This window comes from Gilliamella sp. M0320 (assembly GCF_016101635.1).
In the GTDB taxonomy this organism is placed as follows: Bacteria; Pseudomonadota; Gammaproteobacteria; order Enterobacterales; family Orbaceae; genus Gilliamella; species Gilliamella apis.
This window is the reverse complement of record NZ_JACFQD010000001.1, coordinates 13,086-32,665: the sequence shown is the minus strand read 5'-3', so window position 1 is coordinate 32,665 and position 19,580 is coordinate 13,086. Positions and strand designations below refer to the sequence as shown.

Here is a 19,580-nt window from a genome sequence, read left to right as displayed (position 1 = left end):
CTGATAAATATTAATTAATCTGCATCGAAATTTTCACTATATATAGGAACTTCTTTGATCTGATTACACCCAACAATTTTAGGTAATAAAATTTGAAACTGTTGCTGATCAATTTCAGTAAATTTATTTTGATCTACTTGATAAAATAAATAATCTTCAGTTTTATTATCAGTTTGAATCGAAGCTAACCAATAATTACGATCATCACTATTTTCATTGGCGAAAATTTTAATAATACTATTTTCTCGTTTCTCGGGTTGATTATGTAATTTATAATCGATGATTTTTTCGGCGATTTGAGAATCATACTCATCAAAAATGATGTAGTCACCTTGATTAACTTTGCACCTTTTTATATTTATCTCAGCATAACTGTTTGATATTAGAAAGGATAAACTAAACAACAAAAAGATATATTGATTAAATTTCATTTTTGATCTCTTAAATTAATTTTCTCAATTGAACCAATTTTACCAATAGCCTCACCATTATTTGGTGATACAGTAAGATTGGCTGCACTATTTATAGTTAACCATTGATAAGATAAATGTTCAGTAAGTACTGGCGTTACCTCATCACAAAGAGGTAAATAAAACCAATGCTCTTTATTTATCTTTACTTCTGGTGCATACCGATATCTAAACTGAGGGAAAATTTCAAATTCAACCACATGTTTTGCATCAATTAATTTAAGATTTTTTCCATTAATATCTATACCGGTCTCTTCAAAAACCTCACGAATTGCCGTATCCCTAGGCAATTCATTTTTTTCCAAACTACCTGTAACTGATTGCCAAAAATTAGGATCATCTTTACGTTGCAACATAAGAACTCGCTGAGTGCTTTTACAATAAATAACAACTAAAACTGACTCAGGGTTCTTATACTTTTGCATATAAATACCGTTACTTTTGACTCACTTCAATACCAAGTTCCTTTAACGCTGCTGGATTAGCTGGACTAGGTGCATCAGTTAACAAACATGTTGCTGCAGTTGTTTTTGGAAAAGCAATAACATCACGGATATTATCAGTTCCAGTTAACAGCATAGTTAATCTATCTAAGCCAAAGGCTAAACCTGCATGCGGTGGTGTACCATATTTTAGTGCATCAAGTAAGAAGCCAAATTTTTCACGCTGATCATCTTCATTAATACCTAAAATTGAGAATACAGCTTGTTGCATTTCGCTTCGATGAATACGTACAGAACCACCACCTACTTCATAACCATTAATAACCATATCGTATGCATTAGCTACCGCATTTTGAGGATTATTAATTAATTGCTCTGGCGTGAAATCCTTCGGTGATGTGAATGGATGATGCATAGCACTTAAGCCTTCCTCTGTTTCTTCAAACATTGGGAAATCAACAACCCAAAGTACTGCCCATTTATTCTCATCAGTTATACTTAAATCTTTACCGACTTTCAAACGTAAAGCCCCTAATGCATCACTAACAACTTTATAACTATCTGCACCAAATAGTAAAATATCACCATCTTTAGCATCAGCACGATTCAATAAAGCTTCCATTTGAGATTCATTAAAGAATTTAGCTACTGGGCTTTGTACACCTGCTAAACCTTTGTTACGTTCATTAACTTTGATCCACGCCATACCTTTAGCGCCATATACCGAGATAAATTGCGTATAATCATCTAATTGTTTGCGTGTCAATTGTGCACCATTTGGTACGCAAAGTAGCGCAACTCGACCTTTTGGATCATTCGCTGGTGTTGAAAATACTTTAAAATCAATATCTTTTACTAAATCAGCCACATCAATAATTTCCAGTGGATTACGTAAATCTGGTTTATCACTACCAAATCGTCGCATTGCTTCAGCAAAAGTTAATATTGGAAAACGACCTAAATCGACATTTTTCACATGTAACCAAAGTTCACGAATCATTTTCTCCATAATTTCACGTACTTGTTCGGCACTCATAAAAGAGGTCTCAACATCAATTTGAGTAAATTCTGGCTGACGATCAGCACGAAGATCTTCGTCACGAAAACATTTAACAATTTGATAATAACGATCAAAACCAGACATCATCAGTAACTGTTTAAACAGTTGCGGAGATTGAGGAAGTGCATAAAACTCACCGTTATGAACACGACTTGGTACAAGATAATCACGAGCACCTTCCGGCGTCGCTTTGGTTAACATTGGTGTTTCAATATCTAAAAAACCATGCTCATTCATGAATGAACGAACAAATGCGGTAATTTGGGCTCTAGTTTTGAAAATGGTAGACATTTCTGGTCGACGCAAATCAATATAGCGATATTTTAAACGTTGTTCTTCACTATTGTTTTGATTAAAATCAAGAGGTAAGACATCACTACGATTGAAAATAGTCAGCTCAGTAGCCAAAATTTCAACTTCGCCAGTTGCCATATCTTTATTAACTTGACCTTCAGGTCTTGCCCTTACTTTTCCTTTAATTTGAATACAAAATTCATTACGTAATTCGCCAGCTAATTCGTGTGCTTGTGGGTAATCAGGATCAAAAAAAACTTGCACAATTCCTTCACGATCACGCATATCAATAAAAATCATTCCACCTAAATCTCGGCGTTTATTGACCCATCCACATAGTGTGACTTCTTGATTAATATAACTTGCGTTTAATTGTCCGCAATAAATTGTTCTCATTAAATATATCCTGTGTACAATTGCCAAAAATGATAATTATTATAGAGCAATTTATCGGAGGATAAAGACTATCTATAAAAATAATCCTTATTTAATTTATTTATACTCAGTTTATGATAATAATTTTAATTTATATAATCATTTGTAAATTTATTTAAATTCAATAAGATAATTAATCAAAATACATCTTTTATAAATAAATTTGAAAAATGATTAATTTAATAACTTGTCATAACTGATATTTATTAATAAGCTTTAGGATTATTTAAATGTTGTTTATTGGATATGAAAGCTTTAATTTCAATTGATTATACTAATGATTTCATTGCTGATAATGGAGCTTTAACAACCGGTTCCGTAGGTCAACAAATTGAATCAGAAATGATAAACATAACTCAATCATTTATTAACAATAATGAATTTATCGTTTTTGCTATTGATGCTCATGAACCTTTAGATAAATACCATCCGGAAAATTCGCTATTTCCCCCTCACAATCTTGTTGGGACTGTTGGCCAACAATTATTTGGTAAATTACAGCAACTTTACCAACAACACCGATATTCAGACAATATCTATTGGATCAATAAACGTCACTACTCAGCATTTTGTGGTACGGATCTTGACCTCCGTTTACGCGAAAGACATATCACTGAAATCCATCTGATTGGGGTTTGTACTGATATTTGTATTTTGCATACGGCTGTAGATGCCTATAACTTAGGTTATAAATTAGTTATTCATCAAAATGCTGTTGCAAGCTTTGATCCCATTGGCCATCAATGGGCTTTGAAGCATTTTCAAAATACCTTAGGAGCAACCGTAGTATAAAAAGTGCAGTATAAAAACAGATAAAAAATAAAGAAGGAGCAAGAATGGAAGTTTTACGAGACTATAAATTGCATTTAATTGCCTTTTTAGTAGTAATTATTTGTGAGCTTATCGGCAGACAAACTATATGGATTATTGCTGTTTATCCAATGCTATATGCAATGATTTTTGGTGGCATTATTAGCTTCCCAAAACTAAAAATATTAACCAATAAAAATATGCAAAATGCAAGTCTTGTGATGATGGTTACATTAATTCTACTTGTCGCAAAACTTGGTGTAGCTGTAGGCCCGAAAATTGATATGATTTTAGAAGATGCCAAACTAGCCCTAATTTTTCAAGAATTAGGTCATTTTGCCGGAACCATTTTACTGGGCCTACCATTAGCAATGATCTTAGGTATGAAACGAGAAGCTGTTGGGGCTACTTATTCGGTAGCTCGCGAACCTAATATCGCCATAGTTGCAGATAAATATGGTTTAGATTCACCCGAAGGTCGAGGTGTTATGGCTATGTATGTCTGCGGTACTCTTTATGGTGCGATTTGGATGAGTATTCTTGCCAGCTTAATAGCAAAATTGAACATTCTACACCCATATGCGCTAGCAATGGGAGCTGGTGTAGGTAGTGGAAGTATGATGGCAGCCTCACTTGCACCAATAAGCGATTTATATCCTGACTTATCAGAAAACATTAATGCTTATGCTACCACAGCGAATTTAATGTCGGGAATGGTGGGTATGTATATTTACACACTATTTTCTTTGCCTTTCGCTTCTTTTATGTATAACACTTTAGACCGTTTTCGACGCAAAAAATAAGGATGTCATAATGAAGATTTTCGAGACGATTTTTGTATTTATTTTAGTCGCCATTATTATGGCAGCTGGTAACACTGTGGGATATAAAATTGATTTGATTTCATCGCTTGAAGCAGTAGCGATGCTAGTTATTATCTCTATTGTAGGGCTGTTAATAAGTAAGTTACCCGGATTTAATAAATTACCGGTAATTTTATGGGTATCTGTAGTTGCAGCTATTATGTCAGCACCAATATTCCCATACCATCAAGAAATTGTTGCAATTACTGATCAAGTGTCATTACTTGCAGTTTGTACGCCTATACTTGCTTATGCGGGATTAGCTATCGGTAAAGATCTTGCGTTATTTAAAAATATCTCTTGGCGCATTATTCCCGTATCTTTAGCTGTTTTTTCTGGTACATTTATTTTTGCAGCTATAATTGCTCAAGTCACACTACACTGGGAAGGCGTTATCTAAATTTAGATAAGGATTTTATTTATGACAAAAGAAGAACTAAAGAAAAAAGTTTGCGATGCAATTGCCAATCGAAAAGCAGATATCAAGTCAATTGCCGAGGCAATTTGGTCAGAACCAGAGCTCGGTTACAAAGAGCATAAAACCGCTAAAAAAGTAGAAGATGCTTTTGAGAAATTGGGTGTTCCTTTTAAAAATAAATTAGCCTTAACCGGGGTAAAAGGTCGTCTTAAAGGCGGTAAAGGTAGCAAATATAGTATAGCGGTTATTGGTGAGCTAGATGCGATCATCTGTGCCGACCACCCTGCTGCTGATGAAACATCCGGCGCTGCTCACTGCTGTGGACATAATGCCCAAATAGCCAACATGATGGCGGTTACCATGGGATTAATTGATTCAGGTGCCATGGAATTTTTAGCTGGTGATGTAGTACCATTTGCCGTTCCAGCCGAAGAATATGTTGAAATTACCTATCGAAATCGATTAATAGAAGAAGGTAAGATTAAATATATTGGTGGTAAACCAGAATTAATTTCTCGCGGTGATTTTGATGATGTTGATATGGCATTACAAATACATTTAACCAGTGTGCCAAATGAACGCCAAGATGGTTTTATTGAGATCTCAACGACAAGCAATGGCTTTATTGGTAAACTAATTAAATATAAAGGTGAAGCATCCCATGCTGCCGCAGCTCCTCATGCTGGTGTAAATGCATTAAATGCAGCTATGATGGGAATGATGGGTGTCCATGCTATCCGTGAAACATTTCAAGAAAAAGATTATATTCGTTTTCATCCAATTATTACCCAAGGTGGTGATTTAGTAAATGTTGTACCAAGCGATGTAAGAATGGAAAGTTATGTGCGAGCAGCTAATGTACCAGCCATGATTGACGCGAATGAAAGAATTAATCAAGCACTAAAGGCAGGAGCAATGGCTGTTGGTGCTACTTGCGAAATTAAAGATCTTCCAGGTTATCTGCCGTTAAATAATAATCCAACACTCAATGATTTTCTAAAACAAAATGCTGAAAATTTAATTGGTGAAGAAAACGTTTCAATTGCACCTCATATGACAGGAAGTACCGACACAGGTGATCTATCGCATATTATGCCAGTAAGTCATCCTTGGATTGGTTCGGTTAGAGGCGTGTTACATGGCAAAGATTACACTGTATTTGATGAAGATATGGCTTATATTCGCCCTGCACAAATGATGGCATGTACCATTATTGATCTACTTTATGATGATGCGAAATCAGCTCAAACATTAATGACAAATTACCAACCACTTATGACAAAAGAGGAATATTTAACATTCCTATCGGGTTTTGATAAATAAAGTTAAAAACTTGGCACAATCATGTGCCAAGTTTTTGTTATACTATACAAATCATTATCAACAATAACTATCACTTCATATGTTAACGCTTTCTGATCAAGAATTGCTACGCTACGACCGACAAATCACTTTGCATGGATTCGATATCGACAAGCAGCAAACTTTAAAAAATAGTACAGCATTAATTATAGGATTAGGCGGGTTAGGTTGTGCTGCTGCCGTCTATTTAGCAGCATCAGGCATCGGTAAACTAACATTGATTGATTTTGATACAATATCAGCGTCGAATTTAAATAGACAAATTTTATATACTCAACAATCAATAAATCAGTATAAGGTTGAAGTCGCAAAACAAGCATTATGTAATATTAATGCCGATATGATTATTGAAACAATTAATCAGAAACTGAGTGATAATGAGCTAATTTCGCTAATCAAACAGCATGATATCGTTATTGATTGCACCGATAATTTAATCAGCCGTGAACAAATTAATCGCTGTTGTTTTCTCGAAAAGAAACCATTAATTTCTGGTGCAGCAATCCGCATGGAAGGTTTACTCACTGTATTCAATTATCAAGATAATCAACCATGCTATCAATGCTTAAGTCAATTATTTGGTGAAGACCAACTTACTTGTATTGAAGCGGGGGTAATGGCACCATTAGTTGGCATGTTCGGTTCAATGCAAGCTCTAGAGGCAATCAAAGTACTTACCAATTATGGCAAACCTTTAATTGGTCGAGTTCTAATGATTGATAGTATGACAATGGAATTTAACCAAGTCATATTTACTAAACAAACTAATTGTATTGTGTGTGGAAACCAACATGCTAAACAGGAGCTAAAATGCAAATAAATCGCATCATTTTAGCACCAATGGAAGGGGTTCTTGATTATCATGTGCGGCAAATATTAACTGAAATTAATCAATTTGATTATTGTGTAACTGAATTTGTAAGAGTAACTCAGCATAAATTATCAAACAGAACTTTTTATCGACTATGTCCAGAACTTTATAATGAAGGAAAAACCTTATCAGGAACGCCAGTCCGAGTTCAATTATTAGGACAATCTCCTGAATGGATGGCTGAAAATGCCATTAAAGCGCTTGAACTAGGTTCTTATGGCATAGATATCAATTTTGGTTGTCCAGCTAAAACCGTTGTTGGCAGCCATGGTGGTGCTTATTTATTACAATATCCTGAGCAAATATTTAATATTGTAACTCAAGTTAGGACAGCAATTGGCTCTGCCTCAACTTTATCTGTTAAAATTCGATTAGGTTGGGATGATAAATCTCACTGTTACGAAATAGCTGAAGCAATTGAACAAGCTGGTGCTAATGAAATTGTTATTCATGGACGAACCAAAATAGATGGATATAAAGCCGAGAAAATTGATTGGCCAACCATTGGTAAAATTAAACAAAAATTAACCATTCCTGTTATTGCTAATGGTGAAATATTTTCTGCTGAAGATGCTAAAAATTGCATAACACAAAGTCATACAAATGACATTATGCTAGGACGAGGAATACTTAATATTCCTAATTTAGCCAATACAATTCGTTTTAATCATTCACCATTAAATTGGCATAAAGTTATACAATTACTGCTTCGTTATGCAATGACATCCATCGAAGATGCTAAACCACTTTACCATTCGGCTAGGATAAAGCAGTGGTTAGCTTATTTAAGACAATATTACCCACAAGCATCAATAGTATTACCAGAAATCAGGCAACTAAAATCACAAAATGAAATCTGTAATTTTTTGAAAACCAAATTAGATAATGAATCTAACTAATTTTGACTCTTTCTAAATACTGCCTTACCAAAATAATATTTAGTTGTTTTATTAATAGTTAGACAAATCAATGAAATAAGCAATATCACTAAAAGTAATTTATTAATATTGTTAAAAACAGATATAAATGAATCAATATAGTATTTTGATGGATTATTATCAATGATAGTAAAGGCAATAAAAATAAAGAAGAAAATTAAACCACTTGATATTGATACACTTTTAAAAAGTTTTTCATATTGAATTTTATCAAAGAAAACATGAAAAGATTGTTTGCTTAATACAAAACCACATAATATCGCAACCAAATAAATAGCCGTTAAATAATTATAAATAGAACCATTAAATACATTTAAAAAGGCTCGATTTAGAAAGATAAAACATTTAATCAATATAAAGCAACTAAAAATAGAAAAAAGAACGAAGTGAATATTTGGGGAATCTTTTTTCGTTAAAATAAACTCATTTTGGCTTTTAATAAAATAACCTTTACAAAAAACAATCAAATAATATAAAAGTAAAGCATCAAGTACATAATGGATAATAGCAAATGCTATATTAAAAAATATTAGAAACAAAGGCGATTCTATTTTTAAATAAACGTTCGTATTAATTGTTATGAAATAGGCAACAATACAATAAATCAACATTATAATAATCAACAAAATAATATTAACTTTATTAACAACATAAACATGGGCAGAATGAAAGAATAGAGTTAAAAGGCCAAAAACTAATAAGGAATCTATAAAATAGTGTTCAAAAAAAAACTGTAATAAAGATGAAAAAGGTACATTAAAAAATACATACCAAGTAAAATTACCTAAGAAAAGTTCATCTGCGTGCAAATATAAAGAAAATATATTCAATAATATGTTTAACAAAAAATAGATTAAACAACCTATCAACGGTAGTTTAAAAAAACTCTTTTCCATATGTATATTACACTCCATTCCATTGATTATTTTTTATTATCAAATTTTAAAAAATAATATTTAGTCACTTTATTGAAAATTAGATAAGTTAATAAAAGAAAAAATACAACTAAAAAAAACAGTTTATTATAATCTAAGATTAACGAGGAATAATCAAAATAAAAACTTCTAGACTTTCCTCTAAGAAGTAAAAAAATTAAAACATTAAGTAACAACAAGACACTGGATACGAATACACTTTTAAATAACCTTGCATATTGAATTTCATCAAAAGAAATCATGAAATTTTTTTTACTAACACGCATACAAAATAGTATAAAAAGAACAAAAGTAAATTTTAAATTAGGATTAACAGATAGATCGTAAAAAACTTCAATTATTTCAAATCCACTAAAAAAAATTGGACAAATAAATGCTAAAAAAAGTATCGCATGAATTAAACTACTATTTTGGGGCGTTAAACGAAAAGGTTGCCGATGTTTTAAAAAAAATTTTTTTGATAGTTCAATCAAATAATACAGAAGTAAAGAATAAAAAATATAATGAAGAAAAATGAATACAGAATAACATAATATACGCTGTGATAAAGAAGAGAGCTCATCAATATAAGTGTCAATAAAACACCATATACAAAAAGTGATGCCTGAATACATTAATATTAATAGCATTAATAAAAGGATATTATGTAAGTTAACAAGATAAATATTATTAAAATGAAGAAATAATGTTAATACTCCAAAAAGCCATAACACTTCAAAAAATTGATATAAAAAAAACGAATCTAATAAGCTAACGGAGTTAAGATAATCCCAAAATAATTCTTGTGAAAAACCTATATCTGGTAGATAAGAGCAATAAAAGATAATCAATAAAAAACTCAGAAACAAATAAATTGTACTACCTATCATCGACAATTTAAAAAAAGATGCTTTCTCCATCTTACTTCCTTGTTATCTATATTTATTCAATCCGTTTAATAAAATGCTTTATTTTAAAACCCATTAAAGCCAGTGATCCAAAATAGATGCCAATACCCATTATAACTAACAAGAATAGACGGCTAATTCTAGTTAACATTGAGCCAGTAGACCAATCAGGTAATAACTGTGCACCAAACCACAATACTGCTGACATCAATAAAACTGCAGTAATGACCTTGATTAAAAATCGATACCAACCTGGCTGTGGTTGATAGAGTTTCTTTTTACGAAGTTGCCAAAATAACAGCCCAGCATTAAAACATGCTGCCAGCCCAATTGATAATGAGAGACCTGCATGTTGTAATGGCCCAATAAATACCAAATTCATTAACTGAGTTAATATCAAAGTAACAATGGCTATTTTAACGGGTGTTTTAATATCTTGTCTGGAATAAAACGCAGGCGCTAATACTTTAATTAAAATCATCCCAAGTAAACCAATTGAATATGCAATTAAAGCACGTTGAGTCATTAACGTATCATTTAAAGTAAATTGTCCATACTCAAAAAGAGTTGATATTAATGGCTTTGAAATAACACCCAATGCTACGGTACTTGGCAAAGCTAATAAAAAACAGAGACGAAGCCCCCAATCTAATAGCTCTGAATATTGTTTTTGGTCACCTTTAGCAAAACTTTTTGCTAAAGATGGCAATAAAATAGTACCTAGAGCCACACCGAGCACACCGGCTGGAAACTCCATAAGTCGGTCAGCATAATACATCCAAGAAACAGAACCCGAAATTAAGAATGATGCAAAGATTGTATTAATGATTAACGATATTTGGCCAACCGAAACACCTAAAATAGCCGGCCCCATCTGTTTTAACACTCGCCAAACACCACTATCTTTGAAGCTAATTCGCGGTAAAACTAACATACCAATCTTTTTTAAATATGGTAGCTGATAAAGCAGTTGTAAAACACCACCAATAACTACTGAAACAGCGAGTGCAAGTACCGGAGGATTAAAATAAGGTGTTAAAAATAATGTACCAACTATCATACTTAAATTAAGTAAAGTTGGCACAAACGCAGGAACAGAAAAACGATTCCAGGTATTAAGTATGGCCCCCACTAATGATGCGAGTGAAATAAAAAAGATATAGGGAAATGTTATTCTCAACATCACAGTAGCAAGCTCAAACTTTTCAGTTGAGTCTTGCATAAATCCAGGTGCAGTTAACATTATTATAAAAGGTGCAGTTATAACACCAATCAAGGTAACAATAGCCAATACTAGCGTTAGTAGCCCAGCGACATAAGCCACAAAAGTACGTGAAGCCTCAATGCCTTGTTGATTTTTATATTCAGCTAAAATCGGTACAAACGCCTGTGAAAACGCACCTTCTGCAAAAATACGACGAAGCAAATTTGGTAATTTGAAAGCAACAAAAAAGGCATCAGTTGCCATCCCCGCACCAAAAAAACGGGCAATAATCGCATCACGAACAAAGCCTAAAACTCGTGAAACCATTGTCATTGAGCTAACTGTAGCTAAAGATTTTAAAAGATTCATATATAATTTATGTACAAAGTACATAGCCAAAAACGATTAATTAGGCATAGTCTACAAACTATTGTTCTAAATCACCACGATTTTTTAATAAGCAATATTTTTAGCAGCTACCGTCAGGAAATACTGACGGTAAATAAACTAACGATCTTTTAAAGGAGTAAATGACATAAGTTGGCCAATATTTTTATAGGCCGGACGGATAATTCGACGATCATCAAAATTGAGTTCTTCAATACGATGAGCACACCAACCAACAATTCGCGACATAGCAAATAGAGGAGTATAAACTTCTTTAGGTAAACCAATCATGTCGTAAACAAACCCAGAGTAAAAATCAACATTGGCACAAACTTGTTTTTTGGTTCGAGCATTTTTACGATTCACTACCGCATGAATAGCTCGTTCTTCTAATAAATTTAAGAAGTTATACTCTTTTTCACGGCCTTTTTCTTGAGCGAGTTTATATGCCATCTCTTTTAGTAACATTGCCCGTGGATCTGATACCGTATAAACAGCATGACCAATACCATAAATTAGCCCTTTTTGATCAAAGACCTCTTTATTTAAAATACGTTGTAAATAAGCATCAATTTCATTCACGTCAGTCCAATTTTTAATCTCATCAGCAAGATGTTTAAGCATTTTTCCGACTTGTAAATTTGCTCCGCCATGTAATGGGCCTTTCAATGAACCAATCCCAGCGGCAATTGATGAGTAAGTATCAGTACCCGTTGAGCTCGTTACTCGAACGGTAAAAGTTGAGTTATTCCCACCACCATGCTCGGCATGAATTATCATGGCTAAATCAAGCACTCTTACATCTAACTCTGTATATCCTCCTGACCCTTTCATCATATAAAGAAAATTTTCCGCAATTGAAAAATCCTCATGAGGATGGCGAATATGTAAGGATTTACCTTTAGCGCTATGACTTAACATATTATAAGCATACGCAATAATAGCTGGAAATTTAGCAATCAGATCTATGGATTGACGCATTAAATTATCACGAGAAGTATCATCTGGCAGTGAATCATAAGTATACATTTCTAGAACAGTTCTAGCCAAAATGTTCATTACATCGTGCCCCTCAAGCTCCATAATTGCAATCTTGGTTTGCTTTTCTAATGCCATTGATTCACAAAGTAAGCGTGAGAAATCACGTAATTCTTCTTTATCGGGCAAAGAACCAGATAAGAGTAAATAAATAGTCTCTTCGAAACCTGTACGTTGTTCTTGTTGAGCATTATGCACAAGCTCTTCAATATCAATACCACGATATAATAATTTACCTGCAATTGGTTTTAGTGAGCCATCATCTAAGCGTTCATAACCTAATACATCACCAATTTTGGTTAACCCAACTAAAACACCGGTATGGTCAGCATTACGTAATCCACGTTTTACATTAAATTGTTCGAATAGCTGAGATTCAATTTTACTGGTATTTTTAATGGTTTCTGATAATTTATAAACTAAGAACTTTTCTTTCATTAACCATCCCCTTTGAATTATAAATTATCGATAACGGCTTGAGTAAATTGGGTTGTTGATAATGGTTGCCCATTTTGCATAAAGCGCGCTAAATCTGCAGTTGCTTTGCCTGATTGAAATAAGCTTTCCATTGCATTAGTAATTAGTTGCCCAACTTCATGCCATCCTAAATATTCAAACATCATCACGCCAGATAATAAAAGTGATGATGGATTGGCCTGATTTTGGCCGGCAATATCAGGAGCGGTACCATGGGTCGCTTCGAATATAGCATGTCCGGTTAAATAGTTAATATTAGCGCCCGGTGCAATACCAATCCCACCTACCATGGCGGCAAGCTGATCGGAAACATAATCACCATTAAGGTTTAATGTCGCAACAACCGAATAATCCTCGGGTTTTAACAAGGTATTTTGTAAAAATGCATCACAAATCACATCTTTTATAATCAATTTACCGGCTGATTTCGCGGCTTGTAATGCTTGTTCAGCTGCTGCCTTACCTTCGGCTTTTTGAATTTTAGCATATTGATTCATGGTGAATACTACGTCAGTAAATTCTCTTTCCGCAAGTTCATAGCCCCATTGCTTAAATCCACCTTCTGTGAATTTCATAATATTACCTTTATGAACTAAAGTAACCGATGGTAATTTATGTTGTAATGCATAGTTAATTGCGGCTCGGATTAAACGCTCAGATCCCTCAATAGAAACAGGTTTAACCCCGAAAGCCGAAGTGTTAGGAAAACGGACTTTGGTCACTTTCATCTGGTCAGCTAAAAAATGATAAAACTTTTCAGCTTCGACCGTACCTTGTTGCCACTCAATACCGGCATAAATGTCTTCAGTATTTTCACGAAAAATGGTCATACTGACTTTTTCTGGGTGCTTTAACGGTGATTCAACACCTTTAAACCAACGCACTGGGCGCAAACAGACATAAAGATCTAACTCTTGACGCAAAGCAACATTGAGTGAGCGGATCCCACCGCCAACTGGTGTCATTAATGGTCCTTTGATACCGATAAGATAATGTTTGAAGGCATCCATGGTCTCTTGCGGTAACCATGATCCATTTGCATTAAACGACTTTTCACCAGCAAGTACCTCTTTCCATAGAACACTACGTTTGCCTTGGTAAGCCTTTTCAACTGCTTTATCAAAAATAGTTTGAGCAGCATGCCAAATCTCTTTACCAACGCCATCGCCTTCAATAAAAGGAATCGTTGGATGATTTGGAACGACTAATTGTCCATTTTCAATTGAAACTTGCTGATTCATATTGTCTCTTCCTCTTATTTCTTATTTAAATTCTTCTTTTAACTTATTCAATGCGCTACCCGCTTTGAACCATTCAATTTGTGCTTGATTATGAGTATGCGCCACTGCAAAAGAATCTTGACTACCATCACGATGATGAAGGGTTAATGTCAAATTTTTACCCGGTGCAAAATCGCAAAGTCCTGTAATGCTAATTTGATCATCTTCCCGAATCTTGTCATAGTCATCTTTGTTAACAAAGGTTAATGCAAGCATGCCTTGTTTTTTCAGATTAGTTTCATGAATACGCGCAAACGATTTAACCACAATTGCTTTAACATTTAAAAAGCGCGGCTCCATTGCGGCATGCTCCCTTGACGAACCTTCACCGTAATTCTCTTCAGCAACGACTATTGAGCCGACTCCTTGTGCTTTTAATTTACGAGCCAACGCAGGGACTTCAACATAATCGCCAGTTTGTGCATCCAACACACTGTTGGTTTTCTGATTAAAAGCATTAACCGCACCAATTAACATATTATTGGAAATATTATCTAAATGACCACGAAATTTTAACCATTTACCGGCCATTGAAATATGGTCAGTGGTACATTTACCGGTTGCTTTAATCAATAACGGTTGCGAAATAATATCTTTACCATCCCAAGGTGAGAAAGGTAACAGCTGTTGCAACCGTTCTGAATTAGGTGCAATACGAACTTCAACTAAACTACCATCAGCCATCGGCTCAATATAACCGGCATCATCGACAGCAAATCCTTGTTTTGGTAACTCATCGCCAATGGGTTCAGGAAGCTTCACTTTTTCACCTTTATCATTGATGAGATTGTCGGTTAATGGATTAAAACTTAATTTACCAGCAATTGATAGCGCTACTACTATTTCTGGCGAGCAAACAAATGCATAGGTGTTTGGGCTACCATCATTACGTTTAGCGAAATTACGATTGAACGAAGTGACAATCGAATTTTTGTGTTCATCGGCAACATCATCTCGACGCCATTGCCCAATACAAGGCCCGCATGCATTAGCCATAATAGCTGCACCAGCTTGTTCAAAACGACTTAAAATACCATCCCGTTTTGAAGTATATTTAACTTGTTCTGAACCAGGATTGATAATTAGCTTGGCATTTACTTTCAAGCCTAACTTATTGGCATTATCAATCACTGAGGCTGCGCGCATCATATCTTCGTAAGAAGAGTTAGTGCATGAGCCAATAAGTCCAACTTCCATATTATCAGGATAATCATGTTCCTTAACAGCAGAGGCAAGCTGGGAAATAGGATAAGCTAAGTCAGGAGTAAATGGGCCATTAACATAAGGTTCTAACGTCGATAGATTAATCTCGATAACTTGATCGTAATAATTTTCAGGTTGTTCTAATACCGCTTTATCAGGATTGAAACAATCGGTTAATGTATTAGCAAAATCAACGATTTCTTGACGACCGGTCATGCTAAGATAATCAGCAGATTTTTTACTATAAGGGAAGATTGAAGTCGTTGCTCCCACTTCTGCCCCCATATTACAAATCGTTGCTTTACCGGTGGCAGATAATGACTCAGTACCTTCACCAAAATATTCAATAATAGAATTAGTACCACCTTTAACTGTTAAGATACCGGCTAGTTTTAAAATGACATCTTTTGGTGATGCCCAACCCGATAATTTGCCAATCAATTTTACGCCAATAATTTTTGGCATTTTCAGTTCCCATGGCATACCAGCCATTACATCAACAGCATCAGCACCACCAACACCAATTGCAATCATGGATAAACCACCGGCATTAGGGGTATGTGAATCGGTACCAATCATCATCCCACCAGGAAAGGCATAATTTTCCAGCACCACTTGGTGAATAATACCAGCATCAGGCTTCCAAAATCCGATACCATATTTGTTCGAAACATCACGTAAAAATTGATAAACTTCATGGTTATTACTTTCAGCAATAATCAGGTCATCATGGGCATTTTTATAAGCTTGGATAAGGTGATCACAGTGGACTGTTGATGGAACTGCAACTCGTTTACGGCCTGAATTCATTAACTGCAATAGTGCCATCTGTGCGGTTGCATCTTGCATCGCGACACGATCGGGGGAGAAATTTACATAATCTTCCCCTCGTTTATAAGCTTTAAGTTCCTCTCCTTCAGCCAGATGAGCATAGAGAATTTTTTCCGTCAATGTTAATGGTTTTCCAATTTTCTGGCGGATAACATCAATTTTTTGTGGATAACTTTGATAAATACCTTTTATTAAATCAATATCGAAAACCATAATGAAGCTCCCATTGCTGATATTATAATATCCTTTAAAGCTCTATTCACAAGCACAATAATTGAATATTTATTCTATTTTTTTGATTAATTATTCATATAATATAGCATTGTTTTTATTTTATGCAATCCTAACGTAATTGCTGATATCAATATTATTAGTAGTAATTAGTTTAGACTTGTTAACTAGTACAAATTCTATACTAGCGGAATATTAAATATTATGCACATTAAAGAAAATTCAAAATTAGCAAATTGTATAAGTAAAAATAATGTAAAAATTTTGAGGAGAGGGGTTTTTAAGCCATAAAATAGCAAAATAAGGATGTTTTTTGATATTAATAAATGATTTTTTGCTACATCTAAATTTTATTTTAAGTTTTTTAACATTAATCTCATTATTCAAATTAGATGCTCAGAATTATTTAATCAGTCGTTAAAAGATAAGAATAATTAAAAAAGGGAATACTATTCCCTCTTTAATGTATCAAAACCTAATTTAGCTCTGACAAATATTTATTAACAATTATAATTTATAACTAGCAGTTAGTAAGAAAGCTCTAGGTGTTCCCGGCATACTACTTGATCGCCAATACTCTTTACCCAATAAATTAGTTACAGCTAAAGTTATATCAACAGATCGTGTTTGATAACCTACAGCCGCATTCCATGTTCCATAACCTGAACGCTTAACCAGATTTTTATCATCGTTATACATCGAACCTTTATAATTAAATTCGACTTCGGTAAACCAATTTTCGTAAGGTAAATAACGAACACCAATATGACCACTATGTTTGGCTGTGTTAGATAAATATTTACCTTTATTATCAGGTGTTTTTTTATCTTTATGAACTTTAGCCTGTTGATAACCAACACCACTATTGATATACCAATTTTTGCTCAATTGTCCTATTGCACTTAATTCTATACCTTGGCTTCGATCACTACCTCTAACCTGCCAATTATAAGGGTCATTGACGGCATCTGGTTGATAACGAACATTATATAGTTCAAGGTCATAGAGGGCGATTTGAGAAGATAGCTTATCATTAAACCAATCACTCTTAATCCCGATTTCATATTGGCGTGAATATTGAGGTTTGTCATCATAGACCGTCTTAGAATCAGTAGCAATAGTTATCATGCCTCGACCACCATAGGGTGCAAAATTTTTACTATAAGAAGCATAAAAACTTTGTGACTCTATCGGCTGCCAAATTAATCCTATCCGTGGGCTTAAAGAGTGACCCTCATAAGAACGACTTTGATGATTTAATTTATTATCCGAAGCAAACTCATATTTATCATAACGTAATCCTGCCAGTAATTTCCATTGTTCAGTAAAACTAATGAGATCTTGCCAATATAATCCTTTAGATGTAGCTTTATGATTTGTCTTAGTACTTAATTTATTGTAGCGAGGCTTTTTAGAGTTCCAATGAGGATGAAACGGATCAATTGCTTCTGGATATTCATTAGTTAAAGCTAATCGAGGTTGTCGTTTTTCAATATTATATTCAATTCCAATTAACATATCATGAGCTATACTTGCCGTAGCAAATTTACCCGCTAAATCAAGCGTATTACTATAGGTTTTGTTTGAAGTTTCTTGCCAAGCTCGACGGAATTTCAATTTACCTTGGTAGTTACAAGAGGCTTTTCTGCTAGTTTTTCCATTCAGATCACAATAAGTACCCGCATAAAGATGATCAAAATTTTGATCAGCTTTACGATACATATTCGTTAATTTGATAGACCAATTATGATTGAATTGATATCCCATTACCGAACGTAATGAATTAAAATTATCTTTGACATAGTCATCTGGATGCGCATAAGCCGTTTTAATCGAAACACCTTTAGGTAAATCATAATAAGCTGGAGCCCGATCAGGTTTACGCCATAATTTATCATTAGTATATTGTACTAACCAATTAAATCCTTCCAAATTATCGTACAATAAACTTGGAGAAATCATTGTATCTCGTTGTTTAATACCTTTACGAAAACTTTTATCCGATTGATGATCAATGGTCATTCGTACCGCAAGCTTATCATGTAAAACATGGTTAATATCTACCATTCCACCATATTTATCCCAAGATCCACCACGAATACTTAATGTCGTTGGTAAATCAAAGTTGGCTTGTTTACTGATCATATTTATTATTCCGCCACCAGAACCTCGACCGTAGAGTACCGAGGCAGGCCCTTTTAGTACTTCAATTCGCTCAATATTAGCGGTACTTTGCCTAACCTGTCCGCTTGCACGAACACCATCTCGGTAAATATCACCAGAACTTGCCGAAAAGCCTCTAATTTTTATGCCTTCATCCCGCATATCATAGGTTGCATCTACACCAGGCAATTTATTGACAATAACACTTAGGTCGTTTTGTCCATAAATTTTCTCTTGTTCAAGATTAACCGAATTGATGGTTTGTGGTATATCCTTAATATCAAAGGATGTTTTAGTTGCTGTTGATGATTTTTTTATGCGCTGATCATTATTATCCTTAATAGTTGCGACAACTTTCATAGTTTCAATATCATTATCACCATTAACTTTTTCTTGGGCATTAACTATAAAAGCTGATGAGCCCAATATACAAGGTAAGACTAATTGATTAACTAATTTCATTATTTTTCCTATTATTTGCTGTGTTATCTAATTAATTTCAAAATAACAACAAATAATGATAATGATTATTGTTTGCATTTACAAATTATTTTATATTTTTTAATCAATTAAAAAAGGTTATCAACTCATATCTTATTGAAATTAATTTATATAATTAGGAAATTTAATTAATTTTAGTTAGGGACCAATTTACTAGTTTAAGCAAATTTTAGAAATGATAAAAAATTGAATAAACGATAATTGAAATAATTCAGACGAATTTATCGAACGCTAGCGTTCTCATCGCTTTATCTATTAATTTTATTTGAGTTGTTTTTTATATTGATGAAAAAGGGTGGTGGGTCGTGAGCTAGATTATTCGACACATCCTGTGTCTCACCCTTTCAGGGCCAACACGTTGTGTTGTTCAAATTCGTTCCTGACGAATTTGTCGAACGCTAGCGTTCTCATCGCTTTATCTATTAATTTTATTTGAGTTGTTTTTTATATTGATGAAAAAGGGTGGTGGGTCGTGAGCG

At 33.9% G+C, this 19,580-nt stretch carries 16 protein-coding genes; 7 read left to right on the top strand and 9 right to left on the bottom strand.

The window, feature by feature from the left end; all coding sequences use genetic code 11:
- Window positions 1-14: 14 nt before the first annotated feature.
- Genes H3T83_RS00145 through aspS form a run of 3 tightly spaced genes read right to left on the bottom strand, consistent with a single transcriptional unit; the run spans window position 15 to window position 2,663 of the window.
- The gene (locus H3T83_RS00145; RefSeq protein ID WP_065650835.1) at window positions 15-431 is read right to left on the bottom strand and encodes a hypothetical protein; all 417 of its coding nucleotides are present in this window, start codon (window positions 429-431) and stop codon (window positions 15-17) included.
- Window positions 428-895 carry a dihydroneopterin triphosphate diphosphatase gene (gene nudB / locus H3T83_RS00140; protein WP_065614346.1) on the bottom strand — a complete coding sequence of 156 codons (468 nt, stop codon included), beginning with the start codon at window positions 893-895 and terminating at the stop codon, window positions 428-430. Before nudB ends, H3T83_RS00145 begins: the two co-directional genes overlap by 4 nt.
- A gap of 10 nt (window positions 896-905) precedes the next feature.
- Entirely contained in the window at window positions 906-2,663 is a 1,758-nt protein-coding gene (gene aspS / locus H3T83_RS00135; RefSeq protein WP_198214777.1) for an aspartate--tRNA ligase, read from the bottom strand.
- Between the two features lie 285 nt (window positions 2,664-2,948).
- On the opposite strand from aspS, the gene H3T83_RS00130 reads away from it, so the two are divergent.
- From H3T83_RS00130 to dusC, 6 genes are all read left to right on the top strand, one after another.
- Window positions 2,949-3,494: a cysteine hydrolase family protein gene (locus H3T83_RS00130; protein ID WP_065614344.1), complete on the top strand. Its 546-nt coding sequence runs from the start codon at window positions 2,949-2,951 to the stop codon at window positions 3,492-3,494.
- A 44-nt stretch (window positions 3,495-3,538) separates the two neighbouring features.
- Window positions 3,539-4,315 (top strand): DUF3100 domain-containing protein, encoded by a 777-nt coding sequence (locus H3T83_RS00125; RefSeq protein WP_065650838.1) that lies wholly within the window; start codon window positions 3,539-3,541, stop codon window positions 4,313-4,315.
- Between the two features lie 10 nt (window positions 4,316-4,325).
- Window positions 4,326-4,775, top strand: a complete 450-nt coding sequence (locus H3T83_RS00120; protein ID WP_065577773.1) for a hypothetical protein — start codon at window positions 4,326-4,328, stop codon at window positions 4,773-4,775.
- Window positions 4,776-4,796: 21 nt separating this feature from the next.
- Window positions 4,797-6,116, top strand: coding sequence for an amidohydrolase (locus tag H3T83_RS00115; protein ID WP_198214776.1), 1,320 nt, complete (start codon window positions 4,797-4,799; stop codon window positions 6,114-6,116).
- A gap of 79 nt (window positions 6,117-6,195) precedes the next feature.
- Window positions 6,196-6,975 (top strand): molybdopterin-synthase adenylyltransferase MoeB, encoded by a 780-nt coding sequence (locus tag H3T83_RS00110; protein ID WP_198214775.1) that lies wholly within the window; start codon window positions 6,196-6,198, stop codon window positions 6,973-6,975.
- Entirely contained in the window at window positions 6,966-7,925 is a 960-nt protein-coding gene (gene dusC / locus H3T83_RS00105) for a tRNA dihydrouridine(16) synthase DusC (protein WP_086354313.1), read from the top strand. The genes H3T83_RS00110 and dusC overlap by 10 nt, the downstream gene beginning before the upstream one ends.
- Here the strand turns inward: dusC and H3T83_RS00100 are convergent.
- Complete coding sequence (locus H3T83_RS00100) at window positions 7,922-8,860, bottom strand: hypothetical protein (RefSeq protein WP_198214774.1); 939 nt, start codon at window positions 8,858-8,860, stop codon at window positions 7,922-7,924. The two genes, dusC and H3T83_RS00100, sit on opposite strands and share 4 nt — an antisense overlap.
- Window positions 8,861-9,272: 412 nt before the next feature.
- On the opposite strand from H3T83_RS00100, the gene H3T83_RS00095 reads away from it, so the two are divergent.
- Window positions 9,273-9,416 (top strand): hypothetical protein, encoded by a 144-nt coding sequence (locus tag H3T83_RS00095; RefSeq protein WP_198214773.1) that lies wholly within the window; start codon window positions 9,273-9,275, stop codon window positions 9,414-9,416.
- A 404-nt stretch (window positions 9,417-9,820) separates the two neighbouring features.
- On the opposite strand, the gene murJ is transcribed toward H3T83_RS00095, so the two are convergent.
- From murJ to H3T83_RS00070, 5 genes are all read right to left on the bottom strand, one after another.
- A complete protein-coding gene (gene murJ, locus H3T83_RS00090; protein ID WP_198214772.1) occupies window positions 9,821-11,359 on the bottom strand; it encodes a murein biosynthesis integral membrane protein MurJ in 1,539 nt (512 codons plus the stop codon).
- Window positions 11,360-11,497: 138 nt separating this feature from the next.
- On the bottom strand, window positions 11,498-12,853 hold the full coding sequence (locus tag H3T83_RS00085; protein ID WP_086365700.1) for a citrate synthase: 1,356 nt from the start codon (window positions 12,851-12,853) through the stop codon (window positions 11,498-11,500).
- 17 nt (window positions 12,854-12,870) lie between these two features.
- Window positions 12,871-14,133, bottom strand: a complete 1,263-nt coding sequence (icd, locus tag H3T83_RS00080; protein ID WP_198214771.1) for an NADP-dependent isocitrate dehydrogenase — start codon at window positions 14,131-14,133, stop codon at window positions 12,871-12,873.
- A gap of 21 nt (window positions 14,134-14,154) precedes the next feature.
- Entirely contained in the window at window positions 14,155-16,419 is a 2,265-nt protein-coding gene (locus H3T83_RS00075; protein ID WP_198214770.1) for an aconitate hydratase, read from the bottom strand.
- A gap of 525 nt (window positions 16,420-16,944) precedes the next feature.
- Complete coding sequence (locus H3T83_RS00070; protein WP_198214769.1) at window positions 16,945-19,062, bottom strand: TonB-dependent siderophore receptor; 2,118 nt, start codon at window positions 19,060-19,062, stop codon at window positions 16,945-16,947.
- Window positions 19,063-19,580 lie beyond the last annotated feature (518 nt).

What these genes read in the sequence shown, in the direction of transcription:
- H3T83_RS00145 (WP_065650835.1), bottom strand. Translation starts at nt 431, where the DNA reads ATGAAATTTAATCAATATATCTTTTTGTTGTTTAGTTTATCCTTTCTA.
- nudB (WP_065614346.1), bottom strand. Translation starts at nt 895, where the DNA reads ATGCAAAAGTATAAGAACCCTGAGTCAGTTTTAGTTGTTATTTATTGT.
- aspS (WP_198214777.1), bottom strand. Translation starts at nt 2,663, where the DNA reads ATGAGAACAATTTATTGCGGACAATTAAACGCAAGTTATATTAATCAA.
- H3T83_RS00130 (WP_065614344.1), top strand. Translation starts at nt 2,949, where the DNA reads ATGAAAGCTTTAATTTCAATTGATTATACTAATGATTTCATTGCTGAT.
- H3T83_RS00125 (WP_065650838.1), top strand. Translation starts at nt 3,539, where the DNA reads ATGGAAGTTTTACGAGACTATAAATTGCATTTAATTGCCTTTTTAGTA.
- H3T83_RS00120 (WP_065577773.1), top strand. Translation starts at nt 4,326, where the DNA reads ATGAAGATTTTCGAGACGATTTTTGTATTTATTTTAGTCGCCATTATT.
- H3T83_RS00115 (WP_198214776.1), top strand. Translation starts at nt 4,797, where the DNA reads ATGACAAAAGAAGAACTAAAGAAAAAAGTTTGCGATGCAATTGCCAAT.
- H3T83_RS00110 (WP_198214775.1), top strand. Translation starts at nt 6,196, where the DNA reads ATGTTAACGCTTTCTGATCAAGAATTGCTACGCTACGACCGACAAATC.
- dusC (WP_086354313.1), top strand. Translation starts at nt 6,966, where the DNA reads ATGCAAATAAATCGCATCATTTTAGCACCAATGGAAGGGGTTCTTGAT.
- H3T83_RS00100 (WP_198214774.1), bottom strand. Translation starts at nt 8,860, where the DNA reads ATGGAAAAGAGTTTTTTTAAACTACCGTTGATAGGTTGTTTAATCTAT.
- H3T83_RS00095 (WP_198214773.1), top strand. Translation starts at nt 9,273, where the DNA reads ATGCTAAAAAAAGTATCGCATGAATTAAACTACTATTTTGGGGCGTTA.
- murJ (WP_198214772.1), bottom strand. Translation starts at nt 11,359, where the DNA reads ATGAATCTTTTAAAATCTTTAGCTACAGTTAGCTCAATGACAATGGTT.
- H3T83_RS00085 (WP_086365700.1), bottom strand. Translation starts at nt 12,853, where the DNA reads ATGAAAGAAAAGTTCTTAGTTTATAAATTATCAGAAACCATTAAAAAT.
- icd (WP_198214771.1), bottom strand. Translation starts at nt 14,133, where the DNA reads ATGAATCAGCAAGTTTCAATTGAAAATGGACAATTAGTCGTTCCAAAT.
- H3T83_RS00075 (WP_198214770.1), bottom strand. Translation starts at nt 16,419, where the DNA reads ATGGTTTTCGATATTGATTTAATAAAAGGTATTTATCAAAGTTATCCA.
- H3T83_RS00070 (WP_198214769.1), bottom strand. Translation starts at nt 19,062, where the DNA reads ATGAAATTAGTTAATCAATTAGTCTTACCTTGTATATTGGGCTCATCA.